This is a genomic window from Ureibacillus manganicus DSM 26584 (genome assembly GCF_000772945.1).
Classification (GTDB): Bacteria; Bacillota; Bacilli; order Bacillales_A; family Planococcaceae; genus Ureibacillus; species Ureibacillus manganicus.
This window is the reverse complement of record NZ_JPVN01000042.1, coordinates 1-16,477: the sequence shown is the minus strand read 5'-3', so window position 1 is coordinate 16,477 and position 16,477 is coordinate 1. Positions and strand designations below refer to the sequence as shown.

Annotated in this window: 16 protein-coding genes and 1 riboswitch; of the genes, 5 read left to right on the top strand and 11 right to left on the bottom strand. The window is 34.8% G+C overall.

Annotation, left to right across the window (positions count from 1 at the left end):
- Positions 1-219 precede the first annotated feature (219 nt).
- Positions 220-765 carry a hypothetical protein gene (locus CD29_RS18565; RefSeq protein WP_036190302.1) on the top strand — a complete coding sequence of 182 codons (546 nt, stop codon included), beginning with the start codon at positions 220-222 and terminating at the stop codon, positions 763-765.
- Between the two features lie 58 nt (positions 766-823).
- Here CD29_RS18565 and metK read toward each other — a convergent pair whose 3' ends face one another.
- On the bottom strand, positions 824-2,026 hold the full coding sequence (gene metK, locus CD29_RS18560) for a methionine adenosyltransferase (RefSeq protein WP_036190299.1): 1,203 nt from the start codon (positions 2,024-2,026) through the stop codon (positions 824-826).
- Between the two features lie 240 nt (positions 2,027-2,266).
- A riboswitch (SAM riboswitch) is annotated at positions 2,267-2,395 on the bottom strand.
- A 198-nt stretch (positions 2,396-2,593) separates the two neighbouring features.
- On the opposite strand from metK, the gene pckA reads away from it, so the two are divergent.
- Positions 2,594-4,180, top strand: a complete 1,587-nt coding sequence (gene pckA / locus CD29_RS18555) for a phosphoenolpyruvate carboxykinase (ATP) (protein ID WP_036190290.1) — start codon at positions 2,594-2,596, stop codon at positions 4,178-4,180.
- A gap of 140 nt (positions 4,181-4,320) precedes the next feature.
- On the opposite strand, the gene CD29_RS18550 is transcribed toward pckA, so the two are convergent.
- From CD29_RS18550 to CD29_RS18535, 4 genes are all read right to left on the bottom strand, one after another.
- Positions 4,321-5,109, bottom strand: coding sequence for an alpha/beta hydrolase family protein (locus CD29_RS18550; protein WP_036190288.1), 789 nt, complete (start codon positions 5,107-5,109; stop codon positions 4,321-4,323).
- A complete protein-coding gene (locus CD29_RS18545; protein WP_036190285.1) occupies positions 5,093-5,560 on the bottom strand; it encodes an NUDIX domain-containing protein in 468 nt (155 codons plus the stop codon). Before CD29_RS18545 ends, CD29_RS18550 begins: the two co-directional genes overlap by 17 nt.
- 54 nt (positions 5,561-5,614) lie before the next feature.
- Positions 5,615-5,932 carry a transposase gene (locus CD29_RS18540; RefSeq protein ID WP_081976322.1) on the bottom strand — a complete coding sequence of 106 codons (318 nt, stop codon included), beginning with the start codon at positions 5,930-5,932 and terminating at the stop codon, positions 5,615-5,617.
- A gap of 410 nt (positions 5,933-6,342) precedes the next feature.
- Entirely contained in the window at positions 6,343-6,783 is a 441-nt protein-coding gene (locus CD29_RS18535; protein ID WP_036190284.1) for a Dps family protein, read from the bottom strand.
- 180 nt (positions 6,784-6,963) lie between these two features.
- Here CD29_RS18535 and CD29_RS20375 point away from each other — a divergent pair, with 180 nt between their 5' ends.
- From CD29_RS20375 to CD29_RS18525, 3 genes are all read left to right on the top strand, one after another.
- Entirely contained in the window at positions 6,964-7,128 is a 165-nt protein-coding gene (locus CD29_RS20375; RefSeq protein ID WP_156111902.1) for a hypothetical protein, read from the top strand.
- On the top strand, positions 7,125-7,358 hold the full coding sequence (yidD, locus tag CD29_RS18530) for a membrane protein insertion efficiency factor YidD (protein WP_036190268.1): 234 nt from the start codon (positions 7,125-7,127) through the stop codon (positions 7,356-7,358). The genes CD29_RS20375 and yidD overlap by 4 nt, the downstream gene beginning before the upstream one ends.
- Before the next feature lie 104 nt (positions 7,359-7,462).
- The gene (locus CD29_RS18525; RefSeq protein WP_036190266.1) at positions 7,463-8,479 is read left to right on the top strand and encodes a metal ABC transporter solute-binding protein, Zn/Mn family; all 1,017 of its coding nucleotides are present in this window, start codon (positions 7,463-7,465) and stop codon (positions 8,477-8,479) included.
- A 190-nt stretch (positions 8,480-8,669) separates the two neighbouring features.
- Here the strand turns inward: CD29_RS18525 and CD29_RS18520 are convergent, their stop codons facing one another.
- The 6 genes from CD29_RS18520 to CD29_RS18495 form a co-directional block, all read right to left on the bottom strand.
- Entirely contained in the window at positions 8,670-10,103 is a 1,434-nt protein-coding gene (locus CD29_RS18520; RefSeq protein WP_036190264.1) for an o-succinylbenzoate--CoA ligase, read from the bottom strand.
- A gap of 153 nt (positions 10,104-10,256) precedes the next feature.
- Positions 10,257-11,075, bottom strand: coding sequence for a 1,4-dihydroxy-2-naphthoyl-CoA synthase (menB, locus tag CD29_RS18515; protein WP_036190262.1), 819 nt, complete (start codon positions 11,073-11,075; stop codon positions 10,257-10,259).
- Between the two features lie 11 nt (positions 11,076-11,086).
- A complete protein-coding gene (gene menH / locus CD29_RS18510) occupies positions 11,087-11,935 on the bottom strand; it encodes a 2-succinyl-6-hydroxy-2,4-cyclohexadiene-1-carboxylate synthase (RefSeq protein ID WP_235801873.1) in 849 nt (282 codons plus the stop codon).
- Positions 11,902-13,617, bottom strand: a complete 1,716-nt coding sequence (menD, locus tag CD29_RS18505) for a 2-succinyl-5-enolpyruvyl-6-hydroxy-3-cyclohexene-1-carboxylic-acid synthase (RefSeq protein ID WP_036190258.1) — start codon at positions 13,615-13,617, stop codon at positions 11,902-11,904. The genes menH and menD overlap by 34 nt, the downstream gene beginning before the upstream one ends.
- Positions 13,610-14,995, bottom strand: coding sequence for an isochorismate synthase (locus CD29_RS18500; protein ID WP_036190256.1), 1,386 nt, complete (start codon positions 14,993-14,995; stop codon positions 13,610-13,612). The genes menD and CD29_RS18500 overlap by 8 nt, the downstream gene beginning before the upstream one ends.
- 397 nt (positions 14,996-15,392) lie before the next feature.
- On the bottom strand, positions 15,393-16,322 hold the full coding sequence (locus CD29_RS18495; RefSeq protein ID WP_036190253.1) for a dipeptidase: 930 nt from the start codon (positions 16,320-16,322) through the stop codon (positions 15,393-15,395).
- Positions 16,323-16,477 lie beyond the last annotated feature (155 nt).

Here is a 16,477-nt window from a genome sequence, read left to right as displayed (position 1 = left end):
CTTTATGAAGACCTTTTCCCTCTTGTTTTCGAACGCAAAAGGTCTTCATTACCTTTATGAAGACCTTTTTTCAATCTCTTAGATAGCGGTTACTCTCTTTTATCATTCTGTTTATCTCAGCTCCCCAGCCTCTAATTTGCTAATATTTTCAGCAATATTCTACTTCTTCCTTTAATATATTAATAAGGTCATAAACTTTACAATAAAAGGGAGAAAATAATGGGATATAGCCAGAATAAAAAATCAAATTGGATTGTCGCACTTATTGGAATGTTTTTCGCACTAATTTTAGTGTTTGTTACACCTGATATTATGTCACTGTTTCTTTTTAATAATGATAATCATATAGCTCATATTTCATATGGAAAAAGCTTTATTTTGTACTCCTTGTCATTCATCATTGTTTTTCTCGTAATTTTAGTTTCCCATTTCATTAAACAACGTGTAATGAAAGTTATTATCCCTATTATTGGTTTAATACTTTTCATCTATGTCAACCTTATAGGAACACAGTATTCAATTTATCTTGATGAAGAATATATAGAATACAATCCTCTATTTAGCGAGTCAGAAAGATATGAATGGGCAAAGGTAAATAAAGTTATCCACGAAATACCTACAGACCAATATGATGAAAAATATATTTTTGAGTTTATTGATGGAACGTTTTTTGAATTTGTCGCGCCAAAAGCACTAACGATTGAAATGAATAACAAAATTCATGAAAAAATATTGTCACTAGAGGTTTCATTCGAAGAATATTAATGCATAGAAACACAAAACAGGTGGATAAGTATCCACCTGTTTATTTTAAAATTTAATATTATAGGTATAGATTTGCTTTATCTTTTAAAGCTTCAGCAACATCTGTTTTTTCCCATGGGACATCTAAGTCATTACGACCGAAGTGTCCATAGGCAGCTGTTTGTTTGTAGATTGGTCGACGTAAGTCAAGCATTTTAATGATACCAGCTGGGCGTAAGTCAAATAGCTCACTAACCCATTCTACAAGTTTGTTTTCTTCTACTTTTCCTGTTCCAAAAGTATCAACAGAAATAGAAACTGGTCTTGCAACACCAATCGCATAAGCTAATTGAACTTCCGCGCGATCAGCAAGTCCTGATGCAACGATATTTTTTGCAACATAACGAGCAGCATAAGCAGCAGAACGGTCTACTTTTGTAGGATCCTTACCTGAGAATGCTCCTCCTCCATGGCGTGCATACCCACCGTAAGTATCAACAATTATTTTACGTCCAGTTAACCCTGCGTCTCCTTTAGGTCCGCCAATAACGAAGCGACCAGTAGGGTTAATGAAATATTTTGTATTTTCATCAATTAGTTCTGTAGGTACTACTTGAGAAATTACTTTTTCTTTTAAATCTGCTTGAATTCGCTCTAATGTTACATCTTCATCGTGTTGTGTAGAAATAACAATTGTATCAACACGAACCGGTTGATTGTTTTCATCATATTCTACAGTTACTTGAGTTTTTCCATCTGGGCGTAAATACGTAAGTTCATTTGTTTTACGCACTTCAGTCAGACGACGTGCTAATTTGTGAGCAAGACTGATTGGTAAAGGCATAAGTTCTGGCGTTTCGTTACATGCATAGCCGAACATTAATCCTTGGTCACCAGCGCCAATTGCTTCGATATCTTCGTCTGTCATTGAACCTTCACGTGCTTCAAGTGCTTGGTTAACACCTTGAGCAATATCAGGTGATTGTTCTCCAATAGCTGTTAATACTGCTAAATTCTCAGCATCAAAGCCATACTTACCACGTGTATACCCAATACCAGCTACTGTATTACGAACAACACTTTGTATATCTACATATGTAGAAGTTGTAATTTCACCAGCAACTAGAACTAAGCCTGTTGTTACAGTTGTTTCACACGCTACACGTGCATTTGGATCTTCTGATAAAATAGCATCTAAAATTGCATCTGAAATTTGGTCACAAATTTTGTCAGGATGCCCTTCTGTTACGCTCTCTGATGTAAATAGTCGACGATTTGTCATTTATGTCCTCCTAAGTAAGAAGCGATAAGTTCTTATTTGATACGGTACTCATTACCCATGTTAAGTTTTTTCCAATTGTAAAAACTCCAAGCTTTTTGTTGCTTTTTAACACGAGAAAACGAAAGGGTTAATATAGGAAGTATTGTTTAATATTATAGTTGTTTTTATTTTACACAAAAAAAAATTCCCTACTCATAAACTTACCATGAGCAAAAGGAATTACAACTTAAATACCTTTCACTCTTATCGTTCAAGGGAAATTTCCCTTGCATCAGGTTGGCACCATCGCTATTATTACTATTAGAAATAGTAAAATGCAGGTTGCCGGGCTTCACAGGGCCTTGACCCTCCACCAGCTCGGGATAAGAGTATCCGTTCAAGTGTAAATACTACGAAAATAATTGATTTTTGTCAAATAAATTTTCTGTAGACTTTAATTATCTGAAATGTAACAATTTTTTTCTTGATTAGTATAGATTATTCAATTCAATGTGTTATACTATTTTTGAATTATATAAACCTCCCAAACACACGGGAACATTACGAAAAAAGGATGGTATTTAATCGATGAATTCAGTAGAAATTGCAAACGAACTGAAGGAATTATTAAAAGGTGAAAATGTAAAAATACAGCTATCAGTTCCAGAATTAGTTGAAAAAGCGACTAGTCGAAATGAAGCAGTACTAACAGTTGATGGCGCAGTTGTAGCCAAAACAGGTAAATATACTGGACGTTCTCCAAAAGATAAATTTATTGTAGAAGAAGAAAGCACAAAAGACAAGATTGACTGGGGCAAAGTAAACCAAACAATTTCTGCTGAAGTGTTTGATAACCTTTATGTAAAGGTTGTGAATTTCCTAAAAGAAAAAGATGAGCTTTATGTATTTAAAGGCTTTGCTGGAGCAGACAAGGAATCACAACTTCCAATTCAAGTTGTAAACGAATTTGCTTGGCATAATCTTTTCTGTCATCAATTATTCATCCGTCCAAACGAAGAAGAATTAGCATCTCATAATGCAGAATTTACAATTATTGCAGCTCCAACATTTAAAGCAGATCCTGCTGTAGATGGAACAAATTCTGAAGCATTTATTATCGTATCATTTGAAAAGAAAGTAATATTAATCGGTGGTACAGAATATGCTGGTGAGATGAAAAAATCAATCTTCGGTATTATGAACTACTTATTACCAGAGCAAGAAATTCTTTCAATGCACTGTTCAGCAAACGTAGGTGAGGCTGGTGACGTAGCATTATTCTTTGGTCTTTCTGGAACAGGTAAAACAACATTATCTGCGGATGCAAATCGTAAATTAATCGGAGACGATGAACACGGTTGGTCTGACAATGGTGTATTTAATATTGAAGGCGGTTGTTATGCAAAAACGATCAACCTTTCAGCTGAAAAAGAACCAGAAATCTACAATGCTATTCGCTTCGGTTCTGTTTTAGAAAATGTGGTTGTTGATGAAGAAACTCGTGTACCTGACTATGATGACGGTTCTTTAACTGAAAACACTCGTGCAGCGTATCCAATTCACTTTATCGAGAATATCGTAACACCTTCTGTAGCGGGACACCCTAAAACAATTGTTTTCTTAACTGCTGATGCATTTGGTGTATTACCTCCAATCAGTAAATTAACAAAAGAGCAAGCAATGTACCACTTCTTAAGCGGATTTACTTCTAAATTAGCAGGTACAGAACGTGGTGTAACAGAGCCAGAACCAGTATTCTCAACATGCTTCGGATCACCATTCTTACCTTTACCAGCAACACGTTATGCTGAAATGTTAGGTGAGAAAATTGATGAGCATGGCGCTCAAGTATTCTTAGTGAATACAGGATGGACTGGCGGCGAATACGGTGTTGGTAACCGTATGAAACTTTCTTATACACGTACAATGGTTCGCGCTGCAATTGATGGTAAACTTAATGATGTTGAAACAATTCAAGATCCAGTATTTGGTTTACACATGCCAACGAACATTGAAGGCGTACCATCTGAAGTATTAAACCCTCGTGATGCATGGTCAGATAAAGCTGCATATGATCAAAAAGCATCTTTCTTAGCAGACTTATTTAAAGAAAACTTTAAAAAGTTTGGTAATGTGTCTGATGAAATTGCGAAAAATGGTGCACCCTTAGTATAATGACTTTGACATAATGGTTTTACTTGAAATATATCATATTAGAAAAGACATCACTTCGGCCAACTGTGGTCAAAGATGATGTCTTTCTTTTTTCCCCTAAAACTATCCGTGGATTCAAGGGAGTTCAATTTATTTCTAGGTCAATGAAAAGCATTTGATTTCATCCATTCACATAACGCCTTAACTGTTTTCCGATTTTCTTTTGGAGGGTAATGATGTGCCAAACTTGGATAATACCAAGTTTCGTATTTTTTAGTTTTTGCATTTAACGCATTTTCTAAATAATAAGTTTGCTCAATGCTAACATTCTGGTCCTCAAAACCATGAATAATTAAGACTGGTGCCGTGATTTTATCGACTTGATATAAAGGTGTCCTTTCGTCGTATAATTCCTTCAATTTCGTTGGAGGTCCACCAATAATTCGTTTTAATGTTCTTCTCATATCAACTCTTTCAATATACATTGAAGATAAATTTGATACACCTGCCCAGACGACTACAGATTGAACATCGTCTCGCAAAATAGCTGTCCATAATGCCATTAGCCCCCCACGGGAAAATCCGTATACATGTACAGTATCCTTATTACTAAATTGTTTAAGAACTTCAACTCCGTACACTGCATCATACCTATCTTCACCTGCAAATTCATCTCGCCCTTGTCCACCACGATTTCCGCGATAGTAAGGTGCAAATACTATAAAACCATTTGCAGCAAACTGAGCAACTCTAGCTGGTCTTACAGCGCCTACAAATTGCAATCCACCTCTTAAATATAAAAGTGCTTCGTAATTCCCTTCTTTTACCGGTTTTGCTAATAACCCTTTTACTAGTAACCCTTGGGACCAATAACTTATTTCAAAAAGAGCTACATTTCGATTTGGAGATGGATATTTGTGAATTGTTTCAATCTTACCATTGTCTTTCAAGTTGTTTCACTTCCTGCAACATCTTTTTCATTCCTTCATCACGCATATAAAAGCTTAACTTTGAATGGTTTAATAATTCTTCCGTTGTAAGCCAAACCATTCCGATTGTTTCATGCTCCTCGACGAATGGATCAATTCTTTCAACTTTACCAGTAAAAACTGCTTTACAAAATGGTATTTCACTATGGACTAAGTAATCCGCAAACCATTTTAAATCAGATATATGTACAGAGGTTTCTTCATAAACCTCCCTTATTGCCGCTTCTTGCAATGTTTCACCTTGTTCAAGTTTTCCACCTGGGAATTCAACCCCACGTTTTTTGTTAATGGCACATAACCATTTTCCCTCATACTGAACGAACACTAACACATGATTAGGTTTAATAGAAAATTGATTTTCTTTAAAGGACAATTCGACTTGGCATCCATTTTCATCGATAAATGTAAACATCCCTTTACTCAACTCCTTTCAATAATAATAAGTCAGTAAAGGGATTTTTGTCACTCAATTGTTGAAGTATGGTAATTGTTCCACAAATTTTTTCGTATGCTCATCCCCAAATTCGTGGATGAGTGCATAAATCTTCATCAATCGATAATCGATTTCATGATTTGTTTCATCCATGTGGTAAGGTAAATACGGTAAATGGGCACGAACCATATTTTGAAATTCAATAGAGTCAATTTGACCAAACAATTGTTCAAATACACGTGCCTTTTCAGCTGGCATACTTAATTTAAATTCACATGGTGCACTAAGCGGAACATAGCTAAATGAATTATTTGCAACCGATACATAGACGTTGGTTTCGATACTAACCACTCCTTTTTACATAAGTATGAGGAGGGCAGTTTATTACTATACTAGGAAAGAATTAATTCTATTACAAAGGATCTTTTAGTTGTTTCTTTTAAGCAATTACCGAAATATTATTTTATTACTCGAAGAGGCTGGGAAATAAATTAAGTATGATAAAAATCCGCTAACGCTATATTAGAAAGTCGTTCGTTGGAGAGGCATGCGAAGACTCCTGCAGGACGTAGAAGCAGTCATGAGACCCCGGAGAGCTTTAGCTCACGGAGGCTCATGGCTTCCCTGCGGAAAGCGAAGCATGCATCGGAAACGAACGTCACTATATCAAAAAGGTACAATCCAAATTGAATGATGGATTGTACCTTTTCACCTGACTCTTGGTTGAAAGTTATCTTTTGTCCCAGCCTCTTAATCGTTTTTTAACCTAAAAATGATTTCAACATCCAATTATGTTTTTCTAAACTTTGATAAATTGCATTTAACATATCTTCTGTGCGGTCGTCTCCATCTTCTGCAGCTTGGCTCATCGCCTCGTTAAGGAGCTTCATAATTGCTTTAAAATCATCTATAATCGTTTGTACCATTTCTTTTGTTGTTTCTGTACTAGTTGCTTCTTGTACATGAGACAGCTCCAAATGTTCTTTTAATGTTGCTACTGGTCTTCCACCCTTTGTTAATATACGTTCTGCAATTTCGTCTAAATGTAATGTAACCTCATTATACAATTCTTCAAACTTTTCATGTAACGTGAAAAAGCTAGGTCCAGTTACATACCAATGATAATTATGAAGCTTTGTGTAAAGCACAGACCATGTTGCTACTAGTTCATTTAGTTGAGTATTTAGTCGATTGGTTGACATAATTCGCACCTCATTATTATTATTATTATATTCCAATAATTTATTAGTAAAGTTTCAACTATTATTATTACCTTAGTTCGTTGAAATATAACCGTTTGCAAAAATCTTCAAAATTTGTTTAAAGTTCTATCCAGAATTTTAAGGTATAATAGTTTTATTGATATTTGGAGAGTGAGATTTGTGGATATAACATTAGCTATTATTATATTAGTTGCAGTAATGTATTTAATTATTATTATTGGTGCATTATTGTTTATTCGAAATAGAAAAAAAGGTATGTTTAAACAAACGGTTGATCCAAAACCACTTCAAAATAATTATGAGCCAAAGAAGGAAAACGAATGAAATATCCCTTTATCTGGTTGATACAATTTTATCGAAAATATATTTCACCTATGACACCACCAAGTTGCCGTTTTCATCCTACCTGCTCCGAATATGGGCTGGAAGCTTTTAAAAAGCATGGGGCGATTAAAGGTGTTCTTCTGACAACTAAAAGAATATTAAAATGCCAACCATTTCATCCGGGTGGCTTTGATCCAGTACCAGACGAGTGGCCATCGAAAAAAAAATAATTTTTCGATGGTTTTTTTATTGTGTTTTTTTCTATCATACGTTATGATAATCCTTGTTAAATTTTTTAAATCGTAATTATTACTATTTATGGAGTGAGCAAATCATGAAAAAACTATTTTCAATGATTACGTTGACAGTTATTGCCCTTCTAATAACTGCATGCTCTAGTACAGAGTCAACTAAGTCAGAACAAAATGATCCTAATACAATTGATATTTATACAACAGTCTATCCTTTAACGTATTTTGCTGAACGTATCGGAGGAGAGTATGTAAATGTAACTTCTATTTACCCAACCGGTGCAAATGAACATAGCTTTGAACCAACGCAAAAAGATATGATGAATCTAGCTGATAGTGATTTATTTTTCTATATCGGTCTTGGTTTAGAAGGCTTCGTTGAAAAAGCAAATAACACATTAGCAAATGAAAATGTTAAGTTTGTAGCTACAAGTGAACATATTCCAGAAGATAAGCTACGTATTTCAAAAGGACATTCTTATGAAGAATCATTAGAACACGACCATGAACACGATGGAGACGAGCATGATGAACATGAACATGGTGCAGACGAACATGATGAACACAATCATGGGGACATTGACCCACATGTTTGGTTATCGCCAGTGTTGAGTCAAGAATTAGCACTTGCCATTAAAAACGAACTTGTAAACACTATGCCTGAGCAAGAAGCTACTTTTACTGCAAATTATGAAACATTAGTCAGTGAACTACAATCCTTGGATGAAGACTTTAAAAATCTAGTAGCTGATGCAAAGACAAAATCATTTTTCATCTCTCATTCTTCGTTTGGCTATATTGCCGGACAATATGGCCTAATTCAAGTACCTATTGCAGGACTTAACTCTCAAAGTGAGCCTTCACAAAAAGAGCTAATTGAAATTGTAGATTTAGCTGAAGAACTTGAGGCCAAGTATATCTTATTTGAACAAAATGTTTCTTCAAATTTAACCTCTGTAATTCAAAGTGAAATTGGAGCTAAAAGCTTAACACTGCATAATTTAAGTGTGTTGACAGAAGAAGATGTTGCGAATGATGAAAACTACTTTACTCTAATGCAAAAAAATATTGAAACATTCAAAGAAGCATTAAATCCTTAATCTAAAAAATCCCCAAGCTTGAAATAACCAAGCTTAGGGATTTTTTTATCCCGGTGTAACCGTCCGTAACACTCCCACCTTAAGATTCGATAGAACAAGATGATAGGTGAGAGTTAACGGACGCTAACACCCCGATTTGTTCAACTAACCATCAGTCGTAAAAAAGATCACTACTGATGGAAGTTTCACTTTATAGTAACTCTTTTAACTTTCTACGCATTAATTTATTGGAACCATTTCTAGGTAGTTGCTCAACAAAGTGTATTTCTTTAGGTACTTTATATTTTGCTAAATGATCTAAACAGTAGTCCAAGATTTCTTCTTTAGTTGTTTCTTTTTTCAAAACAACAAAAGCAACCGGCACTTGTCCCCATGTTTCATCTTCCATACCACAAACGCCAGCTTCACGTATACAATGATGTGCCATTAAAACATTTTCAATTTCAGCAGGGTAAACATTTTCTCCACCTGAAATAATTAAATCTGACCTACGATCAACAACAAATAAATAACCCTCATCATCTAAATAACCAATATCTCCTGTATGTAACCAACCATCAATCGTGGAGCTTTTTTTTGCGAATTGGCCAATATAGCCTGGAGTTACATGAGGTCCACGGATTAATATTTCACCTTCTACATATGGCTTGTCCGTATCCGCAATCTTAATTTGATTGAAAAATAGTGGTTTACCAGCAGAACCTAGTTTTCGAATGGCATCTTCGTTAGATAATGTAGCAGTTTGTGAAGAAGTCTCAGTCATACCATATGTTTGTGCAATGGGAAGGTTTATTTTTTTTGCTCTTACTAAGTAATCTTTTGGAAAGGGTCCACCACCTGCCAAAATGATTTTAAATTTTGGAGAGGCCATTAATCCATTTTCCTCTAAACCATTTAAAATTCGCTCTAACATAACAGCTACAAGCGACATATGTGTAACTCGTCCTGATGATATGTCTTCCACAGCACCCATCGCATCGAATTTTTCATAAAGTTTCACTTCATTTCCATACAATAGAGATCTGATCAAAATTGAAAAGCCACTTATATGAAATAGTGGAACCGCGCAAAGCCAAACATCATCTTCACCTAGGCCAATATTTAAAATGGAAGCTAATGCACTTGCTTGATGATTCCCTACTGTTTGTCGTACTCCTTTAGGAAATCCTGTTGTCCCAGAAGTGTACATAATTGATGTCGTTTGATTTAGAGACCATTCTAAATCAATTGCAATTGGGTTCCCATAACTCATTTCCACTGTTGAGAATAGTAGTATATTTATATTCTCAGGAAGTAAATGTTGGTCTTCATCGTCACAGATTATATATTTTACTTCAGCATCTTGAATTTGATAAGCAAGCTCATCCTTTGCTAACTTTCGGTTAAGTAATACCATTTCACATTTTAAATGCATACAAGCATACATGATAAAAATTAAATTCGGTCGACTTCTTCCGATAATTGCAATTCGACTATTTTCTTCAATACCTAATGAGGAAAGCTGATATGCACGCTGCACTGAAATCTCTTTTATCTGTTCAAAATTCCAAGTCTCCCCTTCAAATGTTAAGGCACTTCTATTTGGTGTTAAATATGCACGTTGCAATATCCAATTAGGATACATAAATCATCATTCCTCCAAAATCACTTTCTACAACTATTTTACTCCTATTTCATTTGTTCGTAAAAATATTGTATCTATAAAAGAAAAATCTTAAAAAAATGAAAAAAAGATAAGAGGTTTGAACTCTTATCTTTTAAATAGCCATTTTTAATATCAAGGGAATTTCGGGAATTGGTCGAAGTCCGGTTTGCGTTTTTCTTTAAATGCATCGCGACCTTCTTTTGCTTCGTCTGTTGTGTAATAAAGTAAAGTTGCGTCTCCAGCAAGTTGTTGTAAACCAGCTAAACCATCTGTATCAGCATTAAATGATGCTTTTAAGAAACGTAATGCTGTTGGAGAAAGTTGAAGCATTTCTTCACACCATTGAACTGTTTCATCTTCTAATTGCTCTAATGGAACAACTGTATTAACTAAGCCCATTTCAAGCGCTTGCTGTGCATCGTATTGACGGCATAAGAACCAAATTTCTTTTGCTTTTTTATGACCGATAATACGCGCTAAATAACCAGCACCGTATCCAGCGTCAAATGATCCTACACGTGGACCAGTTTGTCCAAAACGAGCATTTTCTGCAGCGATTGTTAAGTCACAAACTACGTGTAATACATGACCACCACCGATTGCATAACCAGCTACCATCGCAACAACTGGTTTTGGAATAACACGGATTAAACGTTGTAAGTCTAATACATTTAGTCGAGGAATTTGATCGTCACCAACATAACCACCATGTCCACGTACACTTTGATCTCCACCTGAACAGAATGCAAGGTCACCTTCACCAGTTAAAATAATCGCACCAATTTTAGAATCTTCACGTGCACGTGAGAACGCGTCGATCATTTCAGAAACAGTTTTTGGTGTGAATGCATTACGCTTTTCTGGTCGGTTAATTGTAATTTTTGCAATACCATTATAAAATTCATACTTGATTTCATCATAAGTATGTAATGTTGTCCATTCTCTAGCCATTTAATAGCCCCCTAATTAATTTGATAGACATCCTTTATTATTGTAGCAAATTGTGTCGGATTTTCCACGTGAATTGCATGTCCTACTCCAGGAATAATAGTATGACTTGCATTTTGTAATAGCGTTTTCATTTCTTCAGCAATTTGAATGAACTTCTCATCTAGTTCCCCTGTAATTAATTGTACAGGAATAGATATTTGATGTAATTCATCCCATAATGATTTTTGTACACCTGTTCCCATTCCGCGCAAGCTGTTTGCCAAACCAATTTCTCTTTGTGCTAATCGTTCGTCTCTAACCGCTTTTTGAATATCTGAGGGTAATTTTTTTTGCGATGCGAACAAAGGGATATTTTCCCATGCATTAACAAATGAGACAATACCGTTTTTTTCAATCTTATCTGCGAGCGCTACATCAGCAAGTCTACGTGTTAATCTTTCATCTTCAGTTTTTAAGCCAGGAGAAGTACTTTCTAAAATTAATGATTTAACTCGTTTTGGATAAACACTAACGTATGATAGAGCAATCCGACCACCCATTGAATATCCAACGAGAGTAAATGTAGTTAAATGCAATTGTTCAAATAGATTTTCTAAATCCTTAATCTGTTCTTCCATTGAGTATGATGAAGGATCATTTGGTGCATCTGTTTTTCCATGGCCTACTAAATCAACCGTTACAATTTTTAACGTTGTAGGTAAAAGGGATGCCACTGTTTCCCATGTTCGTACACTGCCAGTGAAACCATGTAACAACACAATGACTTCACGCGCTCCTTCATTCCATACTTTTATATGATAATTGACCCCTCTTGCGGAAACCATCATTACTGCTTCATCTCCGAATGAATCTGTTGCCATAATCTCCGATGAGCTGCAACATTTTCTTGTCGATCCGTAAAGACTTCTATAAGTCGGAGAGGGTTAGTTCTTTCGCTATTGAAAATACCTTTCATTTCAACCAGTTTGTTCACTTGAATGTATTCCATGTCATACATTATTGCTACTTGTTCAAATTGAAGAGCTGTTGGCGTGCCAAATAAATCTTCATAATACTCTTTAATTGTAGATTGAGATAAATACGAGAAGATTCCACCGCCATCATTGTTTAAAACAATGACTGTAATGTTACATGGTTGATATCTTGTAGCAATTAAAGCATTCACATCATGTAAAAATGCTAAATCACCTATTAATAAAAATAATTGTCTATCACTGCGACCATGACTAAAGCCAAGTGCAGTGGACATGACACCGTCGATTCCATTTGCTCCACGATTTGCAAAAATTTGAATGTCTCGATCTGTAGGAATTAAGAATGTATCGATATCTCTAATTGGCATACTACTGCTTACAAATAGATCACTACCATCTGGTAATTGTTCTAATAATGAACGAACCACTGCACCTTCATCTGTTTCTGACTCAACATGCTTTGCAATATGTTTTATAGCCATATCTTCATTTGCACGCCATATAGAAAAATAGTCATTATTGATTTCAAGCTCAATTTGTAGTTCGCTAAGCCATTTTCCAATAGAAGCATTTATCAGATGTGTAGAGACAGAACTTGAATCACGGAACATCGGATCTTCATCAATGACAATATAATTTGTTGGCATTGAATTAGTTATGAATATTGTTAAGAATTTAGATACAGGTTGTGCTCCAAACCGAATGATTGTATCAGCAACTACCTTTTCTCTGTAAGGCTCACTTTTTAAAAGTGCATCGTAAGTCGTAATAATATATTGCTTGCAGTCGTCTGGTATTTTCGCCCGCATATTCGATAAACTTTCCACTAGAACAGGCCACTTTACTTTTCGAATAAAGTCCCAAATATACCTTAAATCGGTTCCTAATGCCAATTCGCCAACAACAATTAATCCCTTATTTGTTTCATTCATTATATTTATTAATAATTTTTTTGTTTCTTCTGTAGGTGTAATTTCTCCGATAAAACTACCTTTAAATGTAGCAAGTGGTAATTGCTCATTAAAATCGATAAGTAAAGGTTCACGAAATGGAATATTAAAGTGTACTGGCCCTAATGGAGAAGACTTAGCAATATTCACACCACGAGCTATATGACGCTCTACAAAAGGTAATGTTTGCTTAGCATCATCTGGAATTGGAAAATCTGCTGACCATTTGACATGTTCCCCGTACAGATTAATTTGATTGATGGCTTGTGGTGCACCAACTTCACGAAGTTCATGAGGACGGTCTGCAGTAATTACGATTAGCGGTATTCTAGAATATTTAGCTTCTACGATGGCAGGATAATAGTTAGCTGCAGCAGTACCAGATGTACAAAGAAGTACAACAGGTTTTTGTTTTGCTTTTGCAAGACCTAATGCAAAAAAGGCTGCTGAACGTTCATCGACCTGGCGATAAACCTGGATGTCTTTTGTAGAAGCAAATGCATATGCTAAAGGTGTTGAACGCGAACCAGGACTAATTACTACATCTTCAACTCCGTTTTGAATAATTGATGCAACAATTTTATATACATAATTCGTTAATATTTCACGTTCACTCATGTAATTGTCCTCCTAAGGCACGTAACATTGGACGAAACTTTACTAATGTTTCTTCATATTCAGAATTTGCTTCAGATTCAGCAACAATTCCCCCACCAGCATACAGGATCGCTTTATTGTCCACTAGTGAGGCAGATCGTATTGCTACAGCAAACTCCCCATTACCTTCAGCATCTATCCAACCAAGTGGAGCGGCGTATAATCCACGGTTCATTGACTCCGCATTTCTTATAATTGTTAACGCATCCTGACGAGGTACACCACCAAGGGCAGGTGTTGGATGTAAGTCCTTCACTAACTGTAGAATCGATTTATTTGGCAGTAATGTACCTTCAATAGGTGTAAATAGATGTTGTATATCTCTAATCTTTAATAAACGAGGTTTCTTTGCAACTTTATGTTGAATACAATTTTTTGAAAAAGTATCCGCAATCATATCTACAACATATTGATGTTCTCCCAAGTTTTTTGCATCATTTAACAAATCTTGTCCAAGTACCTGGTCTTGTTCTGCTGTCTTTCCTCGTTTTACAGATCCTGCTACACAAGAAGAATAAGCATGTCCATTATTCACTTTGACTAATCTCTCTGGAGAAGCCCCGAAAAATAGTAACCCATTTCGTTCTAGTCCAAATAGATAACTTTCTGGTTGTTCATTAATTACATGTGAAAGAATTTGTGGTGAAGTTAATTCATCTTCAAATTTCATTTGTAAAGACCTAGCAATTACAACTTTTTCTGCTTGTTTATTTTGAATAAGATTTGCAACCATTTGTACAGATTCTAAGTATTGTTCCTTATTACGTTCTATATAGCTTGTCATAACAGGCTTGTCGTATGTTTTTAGTTCTTTTACTTGTGCGGCATGAATTAAATGATCACGTTGTTTTCTCAATTCTTCAAATTGTTTAGAAGAATTTGTTTGATCTGTAATTAAATGAATACTCACATACGCTTTATCATTTTGTATAACTAGTTGGAAGGTTGCCACTGTAAAATAGCTTTGAGGGAAATCATCCCACTCTCCGTTTTCTGTATTTTGTGGGTCAAATGTAAACCCTCCGAAAAGAATGGGTTGTGGTTCCGTATCTTCTCTTACGATATTTCTCGTAAGCTCCATCCATTTCTTTTCAACATGATCAAAACGATTATCATTCTCATTATTTTCAATGACATATGCAGATCCTAGTCCAACTAATGTAAATGTTTTCTCACGATTTTGCCAAAAGAATCTTTTACCTTTAAATTGACTCTCACCCGCTGCAAAAAATGCTAACGCAGATAACCGATTTACTTCAATTGTTTCTATATAAAAGTGAAATCTTTCACTTTTAGAGCCCACTTCAGCTTCAGTGGTTTGTAACCACTTCTGATCCATGTTAATTTCCTCCATTCAAATAAGCCTTTAAGCCTCGGAGCCTTACGACAGTCAATCTTTAGTGGCAACTATACATGTATGGCCAGAATTTACCCTAGTATGGCTCACCTAGTTGCATTCTCCAGAGGCTATAAACTACATTCAGTAAAGAGTTGAAATATTACTGAATTAATAAACAACTCATATTTCTAATCACCATTTTTAAGGTAGGGTTAGGTGACTTCTTAAAATAAAATTGAAATCATTAATTCGAGAAAAATTTCTTAATAATTAGTCTATGTAAAATTCATAAAACTTCTCGCACTTTTTTAACAATATCTATTCTATCATATCATTATTTGTGTTTATAGAATTTCTAATTTACTATAAAGTAGACATAAAAAAGGCTTGAGATAACTCAAGCATTAATAGAAAAAACATATTTTTCAAAACCTTGATGGCTCATCATCTTAACATCTTCTTCTGTAAAATGTTTAAGAAGTTCTTTCATTAAATTTTGATATTGTGATGCATCTGTTAGTAAATCTACCTTATAATCAATTCCATCAAAATCTGACCCAAAACCAACGTTTTCAACCCCAACAAGGTTTACAAGATGTTTAATATGCCCAATTAATTCGTCAATAGACGCCGCTTCTTTATTATTAATAAAAGGTGGATAGAATACAACATGAATGCGCCCACCCTTATCAACAAGTAACTTTACTTGATCATCTGTTAAATTTCTAGGGTTATCACAAATAGTTCGTGAATTACTGTGACTTGCTATTAAATGTTTTGCAAGCGGTAACAATTCATAAAATCCTTCATCATTAAGATGCGCTACATCCAGAATAACATCTTGCTCATTTAAATAATTTACGACTTCTTTGCAAAATGATTTTAACCCTTTAGTTTGATCTTCCAAAGTGCCATATGCAACATCATTTTCATAATTCCATGTTAACCCTACCAGTTTTACGCCAGCCTCGATTAGAACATTTAACTTCTGTAAATCAGTCCCTATACAATCACAACCTTCAAGACTTAACACTGCACCAATTTCATCGTCCTTAAGCTCTTGAATTTGCTTCCAATTAGTAATATGAACAACACCGGGTGCCGTAATAACATATTTATTAAAAGCTTCTACTTGAAGTAAAGCACGATTAAACCGTTCTTCAATGGGTACATTGGGATGAACAAAAATAGCAAATACTTGAACCTTAACATTACCAGCGTTTAATCCATTTAAGTTTGAATCCAAGCGTACGTCGTTTAAAAATTCCATATCATCATATCTAGATAACTTATTTAATACATCACAGTGTAAATCATATATTTTCATGGATCTACCACCAATCGTTTTTACTTAGTTTAAAGTATAGAACAATTTCATTAACAATCCATTATTATTTTTTGAAAATAAATTAATGAGTAAGTTTGCTTTTAAACTATTAAAAAAAGTGATTTAAAAAGAATTAACTTTTTAAATCACTTTTA